Origin of the sequence: Acinetobacter lwoffii (genome assembly GCF_024129735.1) — a bacterium.
GTDB lineage: Bacteria > Pseudomonadota > Gammaproteobacteria > Pseudomonadales > Moraxellaceae > Acinetobacter > Acinetobacter lwoffii_H.
Genome location: NZ_JAMXXK010000001.1, coordinates 151,340 through 171,886, shown reverse-complemented (window position 1 = coordinate 171,886; position 20,547 = coordinate 151,340). Strand labels below are relative to the sequence as shown.

The window sequence follows — 20,547 nt, the reverse complement described above, 5'->3', positions numbered from 1 at the left end:
TAATTGCAAATGAATACACAACGCGAACAATTGATACAATCTTGGATTGCCTCTGTACTCGGTTCAGATCAATTTGAAACTCATTTTTTAGCAGGTGATGCCAGCTTCCGTCGTTATGCACGAATCAAACTGAATAATAAAACATTTATGCTGATGGATGCACCACCAGAAAAAGAAGATTGTGTGCCTTTTGTGACGATAGATGAGTTTTTTGATGCACATGGCGTGCGTGTTCCGCATATCGTGGCAAAAGACCTGGAAAATGGCTTTTTACTGCTCGAAGACTTTGGTGATGTGCTGCTGTCGAATCTGCTGAATGACGAGACTGTAGATGCCTATTATGAGCAAAGCTTTAAGCAGCTCATTCAACTACAATCGATTGCTGGAGAAGGGCATTTCCCGGCATATTCTTATGAAAAACTGATCTCGGAAATGGAATTGCTGACTGACTGGATGTTACCAGCGTTAAAGGTTCAACTGACTGAATCAGAAAGCGCCTTGATCAAACGCACTTTTGCGATTTTGGCGAATGCCGCATTGGCACAGCCACAGGTGATCGTGCATCGGGATTTCCATAGTCGTAACTTGATGAAAATCGACAATGAAACCGAACTGGGTGTGATTGATTTTCAGGATGCTGTGATTGGTGCGGATACTTATGACTTGATCTCGATTACCCGTGATGCCTATGTACAGTGGAATGCCGATCGTGTGTATCGCTGGTTCAAAAACTTTTATGACTTGTTGCCAGCATCTGCTAAAGAAGAGCGTGACTTTGAACAGTTTAAAAAAGACGCCGACATGATGGCGATTCAGCGTCATATCAAGATTTTAGGTATTTTTGTGCGTCTGTTTGAACGTGATGGCAAGTCAGGTTATCTCAAGGACTTACCACGTGTGATGTGGTATCTGCTTGAAGAATCTAAGGCTTATGCAGAACTAGAGCCATTCATGCAGTTTATGCGTGACAGAGTGATGCCTGCATTTGAAGCTAAATATGGCTCATATGAGGTGGCTGCCTGAATGAAAGCGATGATTTTGGCCGCAGGACTCGGTAATCGTATGCGGCCGCTAACGCTGCATACGCCAAAGCCTTTGCTGGAAGTTGGGGGCAAGCCCTTAATTGTTTGGCATATAGAGAAACTGGCTGCGATCGGTGTTACTGAAATTGTCATCAATACGGCTTGGCTCGGTGAAAAACTCGCAGAAGCTTTGGGCGATGGTTCACGATTTGGCATCAACATCCTTTGGTCACATGAGGGTGAAGGTCTGGAAACCGCTGGAGGAATCATTAATGCCTTGCCGCTACTCGGTGATGAACCTTTTATTCTGTTAAATGGTGATGTCTGGACCACGATGGATTTTGCTCCTTTACTGGATATTGATCTAAAGGGTAATTTGGCGCATCTCGTACTTGTGCAGAACCCTGAACAACATCCTGAAGGTGATTTTACGCTTGCAGCTGGGAAAGCTTATACCTTTGATCAGCAAGTCGAAGGTGAAAACCTGACTTTTAGTGGTGTATCCGTGCTTGATCCAAAGATGTTCCAAGGCTTAGAGACTGGCAAGCGTCCTTTAGCGCCATTGCTAAAAGCGGCAATGCAGAATCAGCAGGTTGCCGCTTCTAAATTGGTAGGCATTTGGGTTGATGTGGGAACCCCGGAGCGTTTAACGGCACTGGATACAGCGATCCATGAAGGGAAGTTTGCTTAAGTGAATATTCGCTAAGCACTGCCTACTGTGCCAATATAGAGAAAACGGTATACTTCCACCTAACTTTTTCGAGCGTAGATTGTTTATGCACATGTTTTTTCAAGAACTAAAGCAGGGTAGCCAGGCTTTGGGTTTAGAGCTATCTGATGAAGCTTTAAATTTATTACTCAAGTATCAGGATGCTTTGGTGTTGTGGAACAAAGCATACAATTTGACTGCAATCCGTGATCCTAAAGAAATGCTGGTCAAGCATCTGCTCGACAGTTTAAGTATTTTAAAGGACTTGCCTGTAGGCAGACTGCTGGATATCGGTACAGGTGGCGGTATGCCGGGCATGATCATTGCTTTATGTCAGCCTGAGCGTGAATGTGTATTACTGGATTCTAACGGTAAAAAAATTCGTTTCCTCAAGCAGTTTATTGCTGACTTAAAACTTAAAAATGTTATTGCCGTGCAAACGCGTGTAGAAAACGAAGACAGCATCAATGAGCTGGGTCAATTTGATGTGATTACCAGTCGTGCCTTTGCATCATTAACAGACTTTGTCGATGCTTCTAAGCCATATATGCACGAACAAACGATTATTGCCTCAATGAAAGGCTTAATTCCTGAAGATGAAATTGCTACTTTAAAAAATGAATTTAGTTGTGAGATTATTGAACTTAAAGTTCCGCGCTTAGACGAACAGCGTCATTTACTTCTATTAAAACGTAATTAAGATTTTTAAAGGGATTGGGGGCAACATGGCACAAATTATTGCGATTGCAAACCAAAAAGGTGGTGTAGGTAAAACCACAACCGCAGTAAATTTGGCGGCATCTTTAGCTGTGTTAAAAAAACGTGTTTTGCTGGTCGATATGGATTCGCAAGGTAATGCGACCATGGGGTCTGGCATTCAGAAGAATGACCTGCTGTATTCGGTTACCGATGTGTTGCTGGGTGAAGTGCCGATTGAAACGGCGATATCTAAGGCGGAAGTCGGTTACAAGGTACTTGGGGCAAACCGTGATCTGGCTGGGGTTGAGTTGGCGATTGCAGAGCAGGAAGGGCGCGAGTTCATTTTACGGGATGCATTGCAGGAAATTGAATCCTCATTTGATTATATTATTGTTGATTGTGCACCGAGTCTTAGCCTGATTACTGTCAATGCTTTGGCAGCCGTGGATGGTGTGCTGATTCCAATGCAGTGTGAATATTATGCACTGGAAGGTTTGGCGGATTTAACCCAAACCATCGATCGGATTCAGCAAGCATTGAATCCGGACCTGCAAATTGTCGGTGTATTACGCACCATGTACGATGCACGTAATGCCTTAACCCGTGATGTCTCTGAAGAATTAGAACAATATTTCGGTAAAAAACTGTATGAAACCGTAATTCCACGAAATATTCGTCTGGCTGAAGCGCCAGCACACGGTTTGCCGGTGATTTATTTTGAAAAAAGCTCAAAGGGTGCAGTTGCTTACTTAAATCTGGCAGCTGAAGTATTAAAGAAAAGCAAAGTGAAAAAAGGAAGTAAAGCATGACCGTCAAGAAACGTGGACTCGCCAAAGGTCGTGGCTTGGATGCCTTGCTAGGCTCAATTCAAAAAGAAAAATTACAACTCGAAGCCCAAGGTCTTGATCATGGTCAGTTGAAACAGATTGATGTGAATTTGCTCAAGCGTGGTGAATATCAGCCACGCCGTTATATTAACGAGCAGGATTTGCAGGAACTGGCGGCATCGATTGAAAAGCATGGCATCATGCAGCCCATCGTGATCCGTCCGGTTGACGATGAACGCTATCCATACGAGATTATTGCAGGTGAGCGTCGATGGCGTGCTGCACAGCTGGCGGGTTTGACCGAGGTTCCTGCGATTGTACGTGATCTGAATGATCAGGTTGCGATTGCACTGGCCTTGATTGAAAACATCCAGCGTCAGGATCTGAATCCGATTGATCAGGCGATGGCTCTGCAACGTTTCCATGAAGAATTTGGCTTAAGCCATCAGGAAATTGCAGATACCGTGGGTAAAGCGCGTACGACAGTGAGTAACCTGCTTCGCCTGCTTAGCCTGGCAGAAGAAGTGAAAGACTTTATGCAGCAGGGTTTGCTGGATATGGGGCATGCACGTGCGATCTTAACCTTAAAAGCTAAAGATCAGCTCAAAGTTGCAGATATCGTAATTGAAAAAAGTCTGTCTGTTCGTCAAACCGAGCAGTTAGTCCGTGATTTCAATACACCTAAACAAGAAAAAGTAAAAGAAGCTGTAGCACCGGATATTCAGCAATTGACTCAGCGCCTTTCAGAGCGTTTCAGTGCAGATGTTAAAATTGACTATAACAAGCAAGGTAAAGGGAAACTGGTTATTAGCTATCACTCTTTAGAAGAGCTGGATGGCATTCTTTCTATTTTAGAAGATGAATAATTTATATATTTTTTTTATTGGGGAATAAATTAGATGTGGGAATTGGTTAAAGCAGGTGGCTGGCTTATGCTGCCCCTGGTCTTGTGTTCTATCTTTATGCTGGCGATTTCGATCGAGCGTCTGATTCGCCTGAAAAAGAATGCAGTACTTCCGTTGACACTGTTGATGGGGCCTTCGCAAAATACAGCACAAGTCATGCAAAAAATGAATCAAAGTGCGGCCTTAAAGCAAAGCACTTTGGGTCGGGTATTTACTGCAGGCTATGCCAGCAAGCAGCAAGGTGAGCAGTATGCTCGCGCACAGATGGAAGTGGTGGCATCACAGGAAATTGGTTATCTGGAAAAAAACATTAATTTTCTGGGAACTTTGAGTGCAGTTGCGCCTTTACTCGGTTTATTGGGAACTGTACTTGGGATTATTGAATCTTTCCTGGTGATCGATGTAGGTACCGGGAGTGATCCGGTCTTGATGATGCCCGGTATTTCCAAGGCTTTAATTACCACGGCAGCCGGTATGCTGATTGCAATTCCTGCACTGTTTGCTCACCGTTATTTTCAGCGTCTTGTTCAGGAATATGTGGCTGAACTTGAGCAGCAAGCGACTTTGTTTCATGCGGATCTTTTTTATCGTAATCATGCGGACATAGATCAAGACATGCAAAAAGCCAGCTAGGAGGCGGATGATGAAATTCAAACGCAACCAGGTGGAAGATGTACATATTAATCTGACACCGATGATTGATTGTCTGCTGTTTATTCTGGTCTTTTTACTTTTGTCGACGACATTTAGCCAAATGAGCCGAATGAATCTGACCTTGCCGGATGCGCAAGGTGTACCGCCTAAAAGCTATGATCAGAAAGTTGAAGTGATTGTGGATGCCAATGGTCATTACGCAGTCAATGGTCAATCCTTGGCCAGTAAGGAAGTCGCGGATTTAAATACTGCAATTAAACAGATTTCTAATGAACGCCGTGATTTAATGTTTGTCATTGCAGCTGACGCAAAAGCCAGCCATCAGGACGTGATTCGTGTCATGGATGTGGCCGGGCAGCTCGGCTTTGTAAATATTAATATCAGTACCAAAGTACCCACCCGAGGTTATTAGTGAAGCACGATTTTAAGGTCTATCTTCGCCTTTTAAGTTATTTAAAACCGTTTTGGGGCATTGCATTGCTTGTCCTGCTGGGTTTTTCTATTAATGCCGCTACGGAAGTCTCTGTCGCTAAATTACTGGAATATATTATTGAGGCGATTCAAAATAAAGACCAGAGTTTCACATCACTTTTCCCGTTTTTAGTGGTCATACTCATGTTCTTCCGGGGCCTGGGTTTGTTCATGGGTGGATATTTTACTGCGGTAATTTCCCGGAATCTGGTATTCAACATCCGTCAGGAAGTTTTTGCAAAATTGCTGCGTTTACCGTCCCAGTATTATCTGGATAATACCAGCGGGCATATTACTGCCAAAATCATGTATAACGTCGAACAGCTAACCGCTGCTTCAACTGAAGCTTTAAGAACCTTGTTGCAACAAGGTTTGATCACTCTGGCATTATTAGGCTACCTGTTGTATACCAACTGGCGTCTGACCATGTGTATCCTGATTTTTGCACCCGTCATTGGCTTTATTATCAGTAAAGCTGCAAGACGGATGCGTAAATTATCGCAGCAAGTGCAAGACACCATGGGTGATGTAAACCATGTGGTGCAGGAAACGGTGAATGCCAACCTGATCGTCAAGGGTTTTGGAGGGCAAAGTTCTGAGCAGGAACGCTTTAAACAGAACTCGCTTGAAAACTTGCGTCGTGGCTTGAAAATGGTCGCTGTGCAACAGTTGAATAGTCCTGTCGTTCAGTTGATCATGTCCATTTCACTGAGTATCGTGATGTTTATTGCCTTGCGCCCACAAATCTTGGGTGACACCTCTGCCGGTGAATTTGTTGCTTATATTACTGCGGCGGGTATGCTGGCAAGACCAATCAAAGCCTTGACGGATATCAATGAAAAGATTCAACGGGGTATGGCCGCAGCACATTCAGTATTTGAATTGCTGGATATGCCTGAGGAAAAAAATACCGGGACGTTGACTGATAGCCTAAAAGGCGATATCGAGTTTAAAGATGTTAACTTGATTTATGATGATGGCCATCATGCTATTCATGACTTTAATTTGCAGGTCAAGGCCGGTGAAACAGTAGCGCTGGTAGGACGTTCTGGTGCAGGAAAAAGTTCTCTGGTGAATCTGCTGGTGCGTTATCAGGATGCAACTTCGGGGCAGATCTTGCTGGATCAGAAACCGATTGAAGATTTTGAAATTACCGCCTTGCGAACCCAGATTGCCATGGTGAACCAGCAAGTAGTACTGTTTAACCGAACTGTGCGGGAAAATATTGCTTATGGTCAGCTTGAAGGTGCCTCCGATGAAGATATTATCGCGGCAGCAAAGGCAGCCTATGCGCATGATTTTATTATGGCATTACCGCAAGGTTATGATACTCAGCTGGGTGCCCAGGGTTTAAACCTGTCTGGTGGCCAGCGTCAGCGCATCGCGATCGCACGCGCAATTTTGAAAAATGCCTCTATCCTGATTCTGGATGAAGCGACCAGTGCGCTGGATAACGAGTCGGAATACTTTATTCAGCGTGCCTTTGATAAAGCCATGCAGGACCGTACGACCATCGTAATTGCACATCGTCTATCGACGATTGAAAACGCGGATCGTATTGTGGTTATGGATCAGGGCCGTATTGTTGAGCAGGGCAGTCATGCCGAACTGATTGCGCTACATGGTGCTTATTATCAGTTGCATCAGCGTAACTTTGAGGAACAGTAACTTATGGCACTGGCACAAATCATTCAGGATGCTTGGAATGCACAGGCAAAGTGGCTGGTGGTGCTGCGTCCTTTGTCATGGTTGTATCGCCTGGGTTTTGTCAGCAATCACTGGCTTTATCAAAAAGGCATTAAAAAAAGTTATAGTGCACCAATTCCCGTTATGGTAATTGGTAACATCACAGTCGGTGGTAGCGGTAAAACACCTTTGTTGATTCATCTGGTGGATTATTTAACCGAGAAAAATGTTCGGGTAGGCGTGATCAGTCGAGGCTATGGCGGCCAAGGTCCATTTCCTGCCTATGTCGACTTTAATAGCTTGCCGGAGATTGTCGGAGATGAGCCTGCCTTGATTGTACAGGCAACAGGCGTGCCGATGGCAGTTGGTCCCAACCGGCAGAAAAGTATCGAGTTATTGCTGCACAAACATGAACTGGATCTGATTATCTGTGATGATGGCCTGCAGCATTGGGCCTTGAATCGCCAGATTGAGTGGATTGTGCTGGATAATAATCGCGGTCTGGGTAATCAGAAACTGCTTCCAGAAGGTTATCTACGTGAACCAGTGACCCGTTTGAAAACGGGAACCGTAATTGAGCATTCGGCTAACCCAAGCTCTGAACTGCATATGCATCTGGCTGCATCACAGCCTTATTTGCTTAATCAGGACAACAATAAAATCTTTGATCCTCAAGCGGCTTTTTATGCGGTAGTCGGCATTGGCTTTCCACAGCGGTTTTATCAGACCTTGCAAAATTTAGGCATAGAACAATTTCAGTGTCATGAGTTTCCAGACCATCATGACTATGACATTGAAGATTTACAGTTCGATGATAACAATCCGATTATTACCACTGAAAAAGACGCAATAAAAATTATGGCGCTACTTAAACAATATCCAGATTTTAAACAGGATATCTGGGTGGTGCCAGTCGATGCAGTCCTATCGCCAGCCTGCTATACAGTCTTGCAGCAACAGTTACAACAATACGGTATTCAAATTTCTTAAGGCTCATTCATTATGAAACACATTGTTATTCCTGCACGTTTCGCCAGTTCACGTTTACCGGGTAAACCTTTGCTGGAAATTCATGGTCGTTCCATGATTCTGCGGGTAGTGGACCAAGCCAAAAAAGTGCAAGGTTTTGATGATCTGTGTGTGGCAACTGATGATGAGCGTATTGCTGCCGTTTGCCGTGCTGAAGGCATTGATGTTGTCATTACCTCGGCGGATCACCCTTCAGGCACAGACCGCTTGAGTGAAGTGGCTCGAATCAAAGGCTGGGCCAGTGAGGACATTATTGTCAATGTACAGGGGGATGAACCCTTACTGCCGGCGCAACTGGTAAAACAGGTTGCTCAACTCTTGGAAGATCAGCCTGAATCTTCCATGTCGACGCTATGTGAGCCGATCCATCAACTGGATGAATTCAAACGTGACAGCATTGTAAAAGTTGTCATGTCAAAACACCAGCAAGCACTGTATTTTAGCCGTGCTACCATTCCTTATGACCGTGATGGCGCGAAACTCGCTGAACCGAAGCTGCATGATCAGGCCTATCGTCATTTAGGTCTATATGCCTATCGGGTAAAACTGTTGCAAGAATATGTGACCTGGGAAATGGGTGTGCTGGAGAAACTGGAATCTCTAGAACAGTTACGGGTACTGGAAAATGGACACCGTATTGCCATTGCGGTGGCTGAAGCCAATTTGCCGCCAGGGGTAGATACTCAGGAAGATCTGGATCGCCTGAATCAGATGGATCTTTCCCATTTTGCCTAAGAAGAGTCAAATACATGCCTTTTGATGTCAATGCATATATCTATCCATGGCAGCAACAGGTTTGGGAAACCCTGACCGGGCGCTTTCCCAAGCTTGGACATGGTTTATTGTTTTATGGAAAAAAAGGCTGTGGTAAAGAAGCGTTTACCCAACAGTTTCTGGCTTGGGTGTTATGCCTGAATCGTCAGCCTGCCGGGCCATGTGGTAAATGCAGTAGCTGTCAATGGTTAAAGGCAGACACCCATCCCAACTATGTGCATATCAGTACCGACGACGACAATAAAAAACAGAATGCCAAAATCAAGATCGAGAAGATTCGCGATCTGCTGCCTTTTGTGCAACAGACTGTAGATGGCTGGCGCGTGATTGTGATTGAGCCGGCAGAAGCCTTGAATATTGCCTCTGCCAATGCCTTACTCAAAACACTGGAAGAACCCGGTGATAATACGGTCATTATTTTACTGGCGAATCATTATTTAAAATTGCCCGCGACTATACGCAGTCGTTTGCAGCATTTTGCTTTGGACCGGATTTCCGCAGAACAATTTAGCGATTATGTCCAGAATCAGCTCCCAGATGCAGGTGCTAGCCAACAACAGTTATTGATGAACCTGTCCAATCAGATGCCGTTACAGGCACTAGAGGTTGCACAAAGTGCCTGGCTGCCACTACGTCAGGAATTCCTGCAAGACTGGCAAAAACTGGTCATGCAAAAAAATATGCCACTGGCAATTGCGACCAAATGGAATAAAAGCCTGAGTTTTGGTGAATTTGCTCAAATGTTTGAATACTTGTTGTCCGATTTAATTTGTGTCAAGCTAAATCAAACGGTGAAAAACATTGATCTGGAATTCAATGTACTTGCCGAACAATATTCATTAGAAGCACTTTTTAAAATTTATGAAGATTTTCAGCGCGCTAAACAATTCCTTGAACAGAATGTCCAAAGCAATCTGGTTATTGATGAATTGTTTATCAAGCTGATGAATCTTTAATTAAGGGGAAATCACATGCAACCACGTATGGGCGGTATTATTCAGGCCAATATTCCTGACATTGAAACACTGTTTGCCAGCTATATGCCTTATGTTGTGGGTGGTGGGCTTTTTATTCCTTCCAAGCAGCCGGTCAAACTGGGCGAAGAGGTTTTTGTATTGACGACTTTGCCTGACCAGACCCAGAAAATTCCTTTAACCGGTAAAGTCATCTGGGTCTCGCAAAAGCAGAATGGCATCAAGCCACAAGGCTTTGGCATCCAGTTAAGCGGTGAAAAAGGCGTTTATTTTAAAAATGAAGCAGATCGTCTGGTTGCAGGTCTTAAATCTGAAGGACGTAAAAGTTACACTATGTAGTTAATTTACCCTTGGTAGGAACGCATCGTGTTTGTAGATACTCATTGTCATTTAACCCTGCTTGATTTGACACCATATCATGGTGATCTGGATCAGGCATTGGCTCAGGCTCGTGAAGCCGGTGTTTCCAAATTCATGAGTATCTCGGTCGATCTGGATGATCATATCGAGCTGGCCAAAATTGCCGCGCGTCATGCAGATGTCGGATATACCGTTGGCGTACATCCTTGCGAAGATGCTGCAACCATGGCGCGTGCCACGACTGAATATCTGGTCGAACTGGCGCAACCGGAGAAAGTCTGGGCACTCGGTGAAACAGGTCTGGACTATTATCACAGTACCGATTTTATTGCAGAGCAAAAAGCCTGTTTCGCCCGACATATCCATGCGTCACAAATCACCAAAAAACCTGTAGTCGTTCATACCCGTTCCGCCAAGCATGATACCGTCGATATTATTCGCGCGGAAAAATCTACGCATGGCATCCTGCACTGTTTTACCGAGGACTGGGAAACCGCTAAAGCAGTACTGGATTGCGGCTATTATGTGTCATTTTCCGGAATTGTTTCATTTAAAAATGCGCAGGATCTGCGTGATGTCGCCAAACAGGTTCCGCTGGATCGTGTGCTGATTGAAACCGATAGTCCTTATCTTGCGCCAATGCCGTATCGTGGCAAATCTAATGAGCCTAAATACGTTCCTTATGTAGCCAAAGCGCTTTGCGATGTATATGATAAGTCGCTAGAAGAAATGGCTTTTATCACAAAGCAGAACTTTGAAAATCTTCTGAATTTAAAGTAAATAAAGTTATATAAAGTACAAAGAGAGTTTATAGGGTGAAGATGGATCGTCAGGCTCAGTTTCGAGCAAGAGAAACCTTGATTTTTCAAGTTGCAGAACAGCTCCTGTTGGAAAATGGTGAAGCAGGAATGACGCTAGATGCGCTGGCTGCCGAGCTTGATCTGGCCAAAGGGACACTTTATAAACATTTTCAGAGTAAAGATGAGCTGTACATGCTGCTGATTATCCGTAATGAGCGCATGTTGCTGGAAATGATTCAGGATAGCGATAAAGCCTTTCCTGAACATCTGGCCTTCTTTATGCTGCATCATTTACATCATCCGGAACGAACCGTGCTGTTTCATCAGATTGAAGAACGCCTGTCGACAACTGGGGTTGGAATCCAGCACCTTTTTAGCGAACTTTATCAGGTGCGCAAACAGCGTTTACGCCTGATTATCCGTATGACAGAAACTTATCTGGCTTCTATTAATAGCCGCATGTCGGTACGCGATTATCTAGCGTCGATCTGGTCGCTGACCCATGGTGCAGCCGCAATTCTCAATTCCAGTTTCTATCAGCGTTACTTGGGTTCACGCGATACCTTGCGTGTGGCCTATATCGATCAAGCACTGGCTTTGCCAAAGCAGGTGCATTCTGCCGAGCAGTTTGCCTAAGGTTAGAGCTTAGTATGATCAGATCATCTCACAGCGCAGTTCGTGGCTTTACCCTCATCGAATTGATGGTGGTGATTGTGATTATGGGAATCATGGCCTCACTGGTATTGCTGAATACCAGTGGTGTCGATCAGCGTAAGGCCATGCAGGCACGCGAGATTTTGTTATTAGACTTGCAGCGGGTCATGCGTGAGGCGAATGACCAGTCCAGAATACTGGCGCTTGATCTGCAACCCGCTACCGATGTCTCGCCATTTCGTTATGGGATTGTAGAATATCGTTCAGCAGCGCAGACTAAACAGAACCTGCAAAATGAAAAATGGCAGAATTATACAGAGTTTAAATTACGTAAGCTGCCGGATCATGTGTCTTTTCGGATTCAGGGGCTAGAACAACAGCGTTATGCCCGTGCGCAAAATCGTGATCTGACGCAGGCGAATTCTCCTCAATTGATCTGGCTGGGGAATGGTGAGGTCAAGCCGGTACGGATTCAGTTCTTTTTAGAAGATCGCGAAGTCGGCTCTGCGATTGAGGTGGATCATCTGGGTAAAATCAATGAAATCTAGATCTTTCAAGCAAAGTGTGTGCTCTAGGGTGATCAAATCATTTAAGTCGAGTGCTGATCGATTGCATTGTGGGCACTTCGAGCAGAGCTCTTCGTCTTGCGCAGCGGTGAAACAGCATTTCACTCATCGCTGCTCCTCAAGCATAGCTTTCGGACTTTCTTGCGCGACAATGTCGCTCAGGTCGAGTGTTACTCGACTTAATCGTGCCTCAGGTTTTACCTTATTGGAAGTTATGGTTGCACTGGCAATTTTCGCTACCGCAGCCATGACGCTGACCAAAGTTGCAATGCAATATACCCAGTCAACCTCGAATGCCATTCTGCGCACCAAAGCACAGTTTATTGCCCTGAACGAAGTGGCTCAAATGGAAATCAATCAGCAATGGATGGATGGTACGGCCTCCAAACAGCTGACCCAGCAAGGCGAAACCTGGCAAATTGACAAGCGCAGTGAACCGACGATCAGTCCCAATGTGCAGCGTATTGAACTACAGGTCAGTCTGGTGAATCCGGATACCGGCCAGGTTACATCCGGGATCAGCAGTTTAATGTTCTTTAATCATCGCATGAACAATACGCCATGAAGCCTAAAGGATTTACCCTGGTCGAATTATTGGTTGCGATTGCGATCTTTGCAGTGCTGTCTGCTTTGGGCTGGAAAGTTTTTGATTATATTGTCAAAACCAAAGATCAAAATGCAGTACATGAACAGCGTCTAGGTCAGCTACAGGAAACCTATCAGCAAATTTTACGGGATACGGTACAGGCAGTCCCTTTAACGGCCAATATTAATGGTGATATTCAACCGGCTCTGGTTTTGCAAAATGGCCGTTTTAATTTTAGTAAAACTGGCGTGACTGATCCTCTGGAGGAGGGTATTTCGCCAGATGAACGCATTGAATATCAGTATCGGGCCGATGAACAAAAACTGTATCGACTGAAATATCGCAACCTGAATCAGACCGGTCGTGATCAGCCTGAATCCAGTATTTTATTATCAGAAGTTGAGCAATTTCAGATTGTGGTGCTGAATCCAAATGAACTCACACAGTGGCCTGATTCTTCTATGGATTTAAATCAGCGAGAGCAGAAACAGCGCTTGCCCAAAGGCATTAAAATCGATTTAACCGTGAATGGCGTCAGCTATGAGTGGCTGTTTAGTTTATTAAATACGGACTTTTTGCTTGATAATCAGAATACAGGTCAACCCGGCTAAGAATCATAAGAAATGAAAATGAATAAACAGAGGCTGAAGCAGCAGCAGGGCATTGCACTGATTACCATTCTGGTGATGGTGGCATTGGCGACTATTCTGGCAGCCACGATTGCGCAACGTCAGGCTGCAACTGCTGAAAGTACCGCCTATCTGATGCGGCAAAACCAGTCTCTCATGTATGCCAAAAGTGCCGAGGCCTTTTTTTCTGAATTGCTGGTGGATGATGCTGAAAATGCCGCAGAAGTTGATCATCTACAGGAAACCTGGGCGCAGCCCATGCCGGCTTTTCCGGTAGATGATGGTTATGTTTCCGGAATCATTCAGGATGAATCGGGCAAGTTTAATTTAAATAGCCTGATCACTGCTGAAGATAGCGTCAATGAAAATGCCAAGGCATGGTTCGAGCTGATTCTAAAACGTGCCGGTTTGCCGGAACAGCTCAGTGAAGCAGTCATTGACTGGCAGGATGCAGACGAGCTGGTCAGTGGCGGCATGGGCGCCGAATCTAACTATTATCAAGGCTTACCGAATGCCGCTTTACCACCGAATGCAAAATTTCACAGCGTAGAGGAATTAAAGCTGGTACGTGGTTTTGAGGAAAATAAGTACAAACTGATAGCACCTTATCTGAGTGCTGCACCGATGCAGGAAAGTCCGGTCAATATTAATACGGCTTCAGCTTTTCTTTTGGCCAGTATGGATGAAAAGCTGGATGTGAATGCGGTGCAGCAATTGCTGGATCAGCGTCAGGCCAATTTGGAGCACTTTTCCAATGTATCTGATCTGTGGTCACTGGAGCCTTTTGCTCAGGTCGATGCGGACAAGCGTAATTTGTTTAACAGTCTGCTTGGGGTGCAATCCAATTATTTTAAAGCCCGAGTCGAAGTGGTTTTAAGTGAGCGTAAGCGCCAGTTTAGTAGTGATTTGGTTCGTCAGGACAAACAGGTTTATGTGGCATACCGCAGCATGGCGCCATTTTGATCATAGTTTATAAATTATACAGATTGTAGAAGTAACAATGCCGGACTGATGCCTTTTCCCTATCATGCTAAACAGCAAAATTAATCCTCAAAGCTTTACTTTTGCTTTATAATCAAAATTAATTCACCTATTTTTTGACGACATTACGGCATATGTTAATTCGTAAGTTATTTAAGTTTGAGAATGCTCATATTGTGCGTAACTGCACGTCAGATCGCTGTAAGCGTTCGATCCATGGCCATAGTTATAAAGTCGAGTTATTGCTAAAAGCCTCGAAGCTAGATCATGGTCAAATGGTCTATGACTTTGGTCTGCTTAAAGGTGTGATTAAGGATTTCTTTGATTCTTTCGATCATGCCATTTGTTTCTGGCAAAATGACGATCCGGAATATATTCAGGCCTGCAAGAATTTCAGTGCGCGCTGGGTGTCTTTGCCGGTATCGCCATCAGCAGAACAGTTTTCACGTATTTTCTTCTTTCTGGCACAGCAGGTGCTGGCATCGACCGTGACTCAAAATGGTGAAGGCGATGTCGAAGTCTATTCTGTGATTGTGCATGAAACCGACACCGGCTATGCACAAAGCTTTTTAGAAGATATTCAAAATGAACAAATGGGCATCCTTAGTCTGGAGCAACTTGAGTTCTCTGAACAAGTGCAGGCTGAATGGACAGATCCGGACATGTTTGCCAAGCTCAAACAGGGCACACCATTTCATAACCCTACAGTAGATTTACAGGTACAGATTTAAAGTCTGCGTGACTTTAAATCCATTGACATAGATTTAGGATTGAAGAATGTCTTTAAATGAACAGCAACTGGCCAAGCTGAGTAAAGTTCAGTTGGATGAAAGCTGGAAATATGCATTAAGTGATTTTTTGCTGAGTCCAAAGATGGACCAATTAAAAGCCTTTCTGCTTGAAGAAAAAAAAGCTGATAAAACGATTTATCCTCCCAATCATCTGATTTTTAATGCTTTGAATACCACACCGCTAGATCGGGTGAAAGTGGTAATTTTAGGGCAAGATCCTTATCATGGCCCAAATCAGGCGCATGGATTAAGCTTTTCCGTGCAAAAGGGGGTTGCATTACCACCATCTTTGCGTAATATTTTTCATGAGTTACATGCTGATCTCGGGGTTGAAAGACCGAAGCATGGTGACTTGACACATTGGGCAGAGCAGGGTGTGCTTCTGTTAAATGCAGTACTGACCGTCGAAGCTGGTCAGCCGACTTCGCATCAAAAGCGCGGTTGGGAAGAATTTACCGATCAAGTTATTGATGTATTAAATGAACAGCGTGAACATATTGTCTTTATTCTTTGGGGCGCATACGCACAGCGTAAAGGACAGCGCATCAACCAAGACAAGCATCTCGTGTTAAAGGCAGCACATCCATCGCCTTTGGCCGCAAACCGTGGTGGTTTTTTTGGTTGCAAAGTATTTTCAAAATCGAATAATTACCTCAAACAACATGGCATTGAGCCTATAGATTGGCAGCTGGACGCATGAAATATTCTCCCCTTACTAAACATTATCATCCGGATTTGATTGTTGAAGAAGCGCACAATGGTTGGCGTATCGTTCGTTTAAATCGCCCGAAATCTTTGCATGCGCTAGATGAATCGATCGCTTCCGCACTCTTGGAAGTATTTCAGGACTTTCATCATGATGAAAGCGTAAAAGCCATCTGGCTAGATTCAACCACACCAAAAGCGTTCTGCGCGGGTGGGGATGTGCGTAAGCTGCGTCAGTTAGTGATTAATGATGAAGTCGCGGCTGCCAATAAATTTTTTGAGCAAGAATATGCACTCGATCTGTTATTACATAATTATGCCAAACCCGTTTTAGTCTGGGGTGAAGGTTATGTGATGGGCGGTGGCTTGGGCCTGTTTATGGCAGCGCCTTTCCGTTTAGTGACGCCATATTCACGTTTGGCCATGCCTGAAATCAATATCGGTTTATATCCAGATGTGGGTGCGACCCGCTTCCTGGCAGATCGTGGTGCGATTGGTCTATTTACCGGCTTGACCGGATCAATCATGACGGCTGCCGGCGCTTATGGGATTGGCTGGGCAACCCATATTTGTGATGCACAGCGTGATTCAGTTTTGGATAAAGTCATTAATATCGATTGGGATCATTATCCTGCAGGTGACTTTCGCGCCATTGATGACACCCTGAACGGTATGCATCGTCCAGTCGGCCCGGGACCATTGCAGAACTCTCTGGATGTCATTCATAGTGTGTGCCGTGGTATCAACTTCGAGCATGATTATGAATCGATTATTGGCCTGAGTGATGCACGTAGTGACTGGTTGCGTCAGGCCAGTGAAAACCTTAAAAAAGGTTCACCCACCACTGCAGCCTTGACCTGGCTATTATGGCAATGGGGTAAGCAGGTACATTCCTGGAAAGAAGTTTTTGAACTGGAAGTGCAAATTTCTGACTGGAAAATCCGTCATCATGATTTTGTCGAAGGTGTGCGTGCACGTCTGGTCGACAAAGACCTTAGTCCTGAGTGGAAAAAAGGTGCAGATATGAGCTTGAAAGGGATCCTGTCTGAGAATCCTCCAGTTACGACTATTGAAAGCTGGAATGAGCTGCTCAAGCATTATGGTGTGATTTAAGCTTCAATGTCCGAAACACAATTTACAGATGAATACTGGATGCAGCGTGCTTACGAGCAGGCTGCACTTGCTGCTGCACAGGGAGAAATCCCTGTCGGGGCAATTATCGTCAGCCAAAATCAGATCATTGGTCAGGGATTTAATGCACCGATCTCGTTGAATGATCCCACTGCGCATGCGGAAATTGTTGCGCTACGTGATGCCTGTCAAAACATCCAAAATTATCGTTTACCTGATGATGCGGTGCTCTATGTGACTCTTGAGCCGTGCACCATGTGTGTCGGTGCGCTGGTGCATTCGCGGGTCTCACGGGTAGTATTTGGTGCATTTGAAGCGAAAGCAGGTTCACTGGTGAGTGCGCGTCAACTGTTTGAAACCGGTTATTATAATCACGTATTTCCTTTCCAGGCAGGCTGCATGCAGCAGCAATGCTCTGAACAGCTCAGTTCATTTTTTAAGTTGCGCCGCGAGCAGAAACGAGAACTCAAGTTACAAGAAAAGTTATTAAATACGCAGAAATAAATCTGCTTTATCCGCTAAAATTTACTTACTTTCAAATATCTGCAATATTCAGGAACAATAATGAACAGCATTCAAGTAAAAAAAGAATTCCCGGCAGCGCTTGATGATGTCTTTGATTTAATGTCTAAGCATGCCACTTATAATATTGCCTTTGCGCCGATGCAGGTCGAACGAATCAAGGATTCTGCGGATGCTGAATATCCTGATGGACTCGGTTCGGTTCGTGCAATGGGTATGGGTCCAGTAAAGCCGCTGAAAGAACAAATTACCTTATTCGAGCCAAATAATCGCATCGAATATCAGATTATTAAAAATCCGTTGATCAAGCATCATTTAGGCATTATTGAATTTGAAGCACTGGCTGATGACAAAACGCTAGTAACTTATACGATTGAATTACAGGCACGTGCGCCTTTTGTGAGTAAATTAATCCTTGCACAGTTACAGGTAGCGATTAAACTAGGCCTGACAAAGCTCGCAAAATCTGTTTAAACAACAACGGGAAAGCAATGACAGTTCAAATTATTACCATTGATGGTCCAAGTGGGTCTGGCAAGGGCACGTTAGCAGCGAAACTAGCTGCACATTATCAGTTTCACTTATTAGATTCTGGTGCTTTATACCGCCTTTTGGGTTTGTCATTGCATCACCATGATTTGCTGGATTCGCTAGACACGAAATTGCCAGAATGCGTACAAATCGCAACAAATTTAGATATCCAGTTTGTCAGTACCGACACCGGGGTGCAGGTGTGGCTGGATGGTGAAGATGTGTCCCAAACTATTCGAACTGAACGGGTAGGAGAGTTTGCTTCAAAAGTTGCAGCAATTCCTGAGCTTAGAACAGCGATGGTTTCACGTCAGCATGCCTTTGCACAGGCGCCTGGTCTGGTAGCAGACGGACGTGATATGGCGACAAGTATCTTCCCGAATGCTCAGGCAAAAATATATTTGACGGCCTCGGCTGAATCACGCGCGCAAAGACGTGTAAAGCAGTTGCAGGGCATGGGGCTGGATGTTAAAATAAGCGACATTTTAGCTAATATCATCGCTCGCGATAAACGAGATACGGAACGCGCTGTCGCTCCACTCAAGCCTGCGGATGATGCTTACATTATTGATAGTTCAGATTTGAATATCGATGAAGTATTCCAGCTGATGACCACTTATGTGGATCAGCAGTTAGCAAATTAACCCAATTTTATCAGCAAACGCATAGCTTGATCAGTTTTATATGGACTATGTAGATGCTTAATTAAACCGGCCTTGTCTGATCCAAGACCGCTGACTTTATCGGAAATATCATGACCGAATCTTTTGCAGCCCTCTTTGAAGCAAGCGAATTAAACCTCAACGTTGAAAAGGGTGCAGTAATCCAGGGCGTTGTAGTAAGCATTGACTCTGATTGGGTAACTGTTGACACTGGCCTTAAATCTGAAGGCGTTGTTGACCGTGCTGAGTTCTTAAATGAACAGCGCGAACTTGAAGTTCAAGTTGGCGATACTGTAGACGTAGTTGTTGAAGCACTTGACAACGGTATGGGTCAAACAGTTCTTTCTCGCGAAAAAGCTAAACGCGCAGAAACTTGGACTAAACTTGAAAAAATCTTTGAAGACGGCGAAATCGTTACTGGTGTTATCTCTGGTAAAGTTAAAGGTGGTTTCACTGTTGACATTGGTCCAGTACGTGCGTTCCTTCCAGGTTCTTTAGTTGATACTCGTCCTATTCGTGATACTACTCACCTAGAAGGCAAAGAGTTAGAATTCAAAGTAATCAAACTTGACGCTAAACGTAACAACGTTGTTGTTTCACGTCGTGCTGTTATGGAAGCTGAATCTTCAGCTGACCGTGAAGCTCTTCTTGCTCAGCTTGAAGAAGGTCAAACAGTTACTGGTACGATCAAAAATCTTACTGACTACGGCGCATTCGTTGACCTTGGCGGTATTGATGGTCTTCTTCACATCACTGACATGGCTTGGAAACGCATCAAGCACCCTTCAGAAGTTGTTGAAGTTGGTCAAGAAGTTACTGTTAAAGTACTTAAATTCGACCGCGAACGTAACCGTGTTTCTCTAGGTCTTAAACAACTTGGCGAAGATCCATGGTTAGCGATCATGAACCGTTACCCTAAAGGTTCAATCGTTAAAGCGCGCGTAACTAACCTGACTGACTATGGTTGTTTCGCTGAAATCGCTGAAGGCGTTGAAGGTTTAGTACACGTTTCAGAAATGGATCACACGAACAAAAACATCCACCCATCTAAAGTTGTTCAGATTGGTGACGAAGTTGATGTTATGGTTCTTGAAGTTGATGAAGAGCGTCGTCGTATTTCTCTTGGTATCAAACAAACTCGTGCTAACCCATGGGAAGAGTTTGCTAAAGACCACGACAAAGGCGAAAAAGTTTCTGGTACGATCAAATCTATCACTGACTTCGGTATCTTCATCGGTTTACCAGGCGGTATCGACGGTCTAGTTCACCTGTCTGATATTTCTTGGAACGAACAAGGCGAAGAAGCGATTCGTCGTTATAAGAAAGGCGACACTGTTGAAGCGGTTATCCTTTCTGTAGACGCTGAAGGCAACCGTATCAGCCTTGGCATCAAGCAAATGAACAACGATCCGTTCAATGACTTCCTTGCTGCTAACGAACGCGGTGCGTTGGTTAAAGGTACTGTAACTGCAGTTGATGCTAAAGGCGCGACTGTTAAGTTAGCTGACGAAGTTGAAGCGACTCTGAAAGCATCTGAAATCAACCGCGACCGCGTTGAAGATGCAACTAAGTTCCTTGAAGTTGGTCAAGAAGTTGAAGCGAAGATCATCAACGTAGATCGTAAATCTCGCGCAATCAACTTGTCTATCAAAGCGAAAGACGAAGCTGAAGAGAAAGAAGCAGTTGCTAACTTGAAAACAGCTCCTGCTGGTCAAGACAATGGTCCTAAGACGATTGGTGACCTGATCAAAGCTCAAATGGGCAACTAAGTAAGCGTTTGAATTGTATTGTTAATGTAAGTTAACTAATACTTTTTATACAAATACTGTAAACGGTAGCGTAGTATTTAATTATTGCGCTACCGTTTTGTATTTAAACA

25 protein-coding genes are annotated in these 20,547 nt (G+C 44.4%); all 25 read left to right on the top strand.

Annotated elements, in window-relative coordinates; translation table 11 throughout:
- Nucleotides 1-9: 9 nt before the first annotated feature.
- The 25 genes from NI469_RS00925 to rpsA all read left to right on the top strand — a co-directional run bounded on the left by NI469_RS00925 (nt 10) and on the right by rpsA (nt 20,437).
- Nucleotides 10-1,023, top strand: a complete 1,014-nt coding sequence (locus NI469_RS00925) for an aminoglycoside phosphotransferase family protein (protein ID WP_004731490.1) — start codon at nt 10-12, stop codon at nt 1,021-1,023.
- Nucleotides 1,024-1,713 (top strand): N-acetylmuramate alpha-1-phosphate uridylyltransferase MurU, encoded by a 690-nt coding sequence (murU, locus tag NI469_RS00920; RefSeq protein ID WP_253174244.1) that lies wholly within the window; start codon nt 1,024-1,026, stop codon nt 1,711-1,713.
- 85 nt (nt 1,714-1,798) lie between these two features.
- Complete coding sequence (rsmG, locus tag NI469_RS00915; RefSeq protein ID WP_253174243.1) at nt 1,799-2,431, top strand: 16S rRNA (guanine(527)-N(7))-methyltransferase RsmG; 633 nt, start codon at nt 1,799-1,801, stop codon at nt 2,429-2,431.
- Between the two features lie 25 nt (nt 2,432-2,456).
- Nucleotides 2,457-3,239: a ParA family protein gene (locus NI469_RS00910; RefSeq protein WP_004278889.1), complete on the top strand. Its 783-nt coding sequence runs from the start codon at nt 2,457-2,459 to the stop codon at nt 3,237-3,239.
- Entirely contained in the window at nt 3,236-4,123 is an 888-nt protein-coding gene (locus NI469_RS00905; RefSeq protein WP_004731487.1) for a ParB/RepB/Spo0J family partition protein, read from the top strand. The genes NI469_RS00910 and NI469_RS00905 overlap by 4 nt, the downstream gene beginning before the upstream one ends.
- A gap of 33 nt (nt 4,124-4,156) precedes the next feature.
- Nucleotides 4,157-4,795 carry a MotA/TolQ/ExbB proton channel family protein gene (locus tag NI469_RS00900; RefSeq protein ID WP_253174242.1) on the top strand — a complete coding sequence of 213 codons (639 nt, stop codon included), beginning with the start codon at nt 4,157-4,159 and terminating at the stop codon, nt 4,793-4,795.
- A 10-nt stretch (nt 4,796-4,805) separates the two neighbouring features.
- On the top strand, nt 4,806-5,228 hold the full coding sequence (locus NI469_RS00895; protein WP_004278885.1) for an ExbD/TolR family protein: 423 nt from the start codon (nt 4,806-4,808) through the stop codon (nt 5,226-5,228).
- Entirely contained in the window at nt 5,228-6,955 is a 1,728-nt protein-coding gene (msbA, locus tag NI469_RS00890) for a lipid A export permease/ATP-binding protein MsbA (protein WP_216986163.1), read from the top strand. The genes NI469_RS00895 and msbA overlap by 1 nt, the downstream gene beginning before the upstream one ends.
- Before the next feature lie 3 nt (nt 6,956-6,958).
- Entirely contained in the window at nt 6,959-7,963 is a 1,005-nt protein-coding gene (lpxK, locus tag NI469_RS00885; RefSeq protein ID WP_253174241.1) for a tetraacyldisaccharide 4'-kinase, read from the top strand.
- 12 nt (nt 7,964-7,975) lie between these two features.
- On the top strand, nt 7,976-8,737 hold the full coding sequence (gene kdsB, locus NI469_RS00880; RefSeq protein ID WP_253174240.1) for a 3-deoxy-manno-octulosonate cytidylyltransferase: 762 nt from the start codon (nt 7,976-7,978) through the stop codon (nt 8,735-8,737).
- 14 nt (nt 8,738-8,751) lie between these two features.
- Nucleotides 8,752-9,732 carry a DNA polymerase III subunit delta' gene (locus NI469_RS00875; protein WP_253174239.1) on the top strand — a complete coding sequence of 327 codons (981 nt, stop codon included), beginning with the start codon at nt 8,752-8,754 and terminating at the stop codon, nt 9,730-9,732.
- Between the two features lie 15 nt (nt 9,733-9,747).
- Nucleotides 9,748-10,089, top strand: coding sequence for a PilZ domain-containing protein (locus NI469_RS00870; RefSeq protein ID WP_004278877.1), 342 nt, complete (start codon nt 9,748-9,750; stop codon nt 10,087-10,089).
- Nucleotides 10,090-10,116: 27 nt separating this feature from the next.
- Nucleotides 10,117-10,890, top strand: a complete 774-nt coding sequence (locus NI469_RS00865; protein WP_005106566.1) for a TatD family hydrolase — start codon at nt 10,117-10,119, stop codon at nt 10,888-10,890.
- Between the two features lie 41 nt (nt 10,891-10,931).
- Nucleotides 10,932-11,546 (top strand): TetR/AcrR family transcriptional regulator, encoded by a 615-nt coding sequence (locus NI469_RS00860; RefSeq protein ID WP_005252237.1) that lies wholly within the window; start codon nt 10,932-10,934, stop codon nt 11,544-11,546.
- A 14-nt stretch (nt 11,547-11,560) separates the two neighbouring features.
- The gene (locus NI469_RS00855; protein WP_004645465.1) at nt 11,561-12,112 is read left to right on the top strand and encodes a type II secretion system protein; all 552 of its coding nucleotides are present in this window, start codon (nt 11,561-11,563) and stop codon (nt 12,110-12,112) included.
- Nucleotides 12,113-12,173: 61 nt separating this feature from the next.
- Nucleotides 12,174-12,695, top strand: a complete 522-nt coding sequence (gene gspI / locus NI469_RS00850; RefSeq protein ID WP_253174260.1) for a type II secretion system minor pseudopilin GspI — start codon at nt 12,174-12,176, stop codon at nt 12,693-12,695.
- Nucleotides 12,692-13,327 carry a type II secretion system minor pseudopilin GspJ gene (gene gspJ, locus NI469_RS00845; protein WP_253174238.1) on the top strand — a complete coding sequence of 212 codons (636 nt, stop codon included), beginning with the start codon at nt 12,692-12,694 and terminating at the stop codon, nt 13,325-13,327. The genes gspI and gspJ overlap by 4 nt, the downstream gene beginning before the upstream one ends.
- Nucleotides 13,328-13,339: 12 nt before the next feature.
- Complete coding sequence (gene gspK / locus NI469_RS00840; RefSeq protein ID WP_253174237.1) at nt 13,340-14,308, top strand: type II secretion system minor pseudopilin GspK; 969 nt, start codon at nt 13,340-13,342, stop codon at nt 14,306-14,308.
- A 152-nt stretch (nt 14,309-14,460) separates the two neighbouring features.
- Nucleotides 14,461-15,057: a 6-pyruvoyl trahydropterin synthase family protein gene (locus NI469_RS00835; protein WP_004278864.1), complete on the top strand. Its 597-nt coding sequence runs from the start codon at nt 14,461-14,463 to the stop codon at nt 15,055-15,057.
- A gap of 46 nt (nt 15,058-15,103) precedes the next feature.
- Nucleotides 15,104-15,817: a uracil-DNA glycosylase gene (ung, locus tag NI469_RS00830; protein ID WP_253174236.1), complete on the top strand. Its 714-nt coding sequence runs from the start codon at nt 15,104-15,106 to the stop codon at nt 15,815-15,817.
- The gene (locus NI469_RS00825) at nt 15,814-16,935 is read left to right on the top strand and encodes an enoyl-CoA hydratase/isomerase family protein (protein WP_253174235.1); all 1,122 of its coding nucleotides are present in this window, start codon (nt 15,814-15,816) and stop codon (nt 16,933-16,935) included. Before ung ends, NI469_RS00825 begins: the two co-directional genes overlap by 4 nt.
- Before the next feature lie 6 nt (nt 16,936-16,941).
- On the top strand, nt 16,942-17,457 hold the full coding sequence (gene tadA, locus NI469_RS00820) for a tRNA adenosine(34) deaminase TadA (protein ID WP_253174234.1): 516 nt from the start codon (nt 16,942-16,944) through the stop codon (nt 17,455-17,457).
- 60 nt (nt 17,458-17,517) lie between these two features.
- The gene (locus NI469_RS00815; protein WP_253174233.1) at nt 17,518-17,949 is read left to right on the top strand and encodes an SRPBCC family protein; all 432 of its coding nucleotides are present in this window, start codon (nt 17,518-17,520) and stop codon (nt 17,947-17,949) included.
- Nucleotides 17,950-17,966: 17 nt separating this feature from the next.
- On the top strand, nt 17,967-18,650 hold the full coding sequence (gene cmk / locus NI469_RS00810) for a (d)CMP kinase (protein ID WP_004278855.1): 684 nt from the start codon (nt 17,967-17,969) through the stop codon (nt 18,648-18,650).
- A gap of 110 nt (nt 18,651-18,760) precedes the next feature.
- Nucleotides 18,761-20,437, top strand: a complete 1,677-nt coding sequence (rpsA, locus tag NI469_RS00805; protein WP_004278854.1) for a 30S ribosomal protein S1 — start codon at nt 18,761-18,763, stop codon at nt 20,435-20,437.
- Nucleotides 20,438-20,547 lie beyond the last annotated feature (110 nt).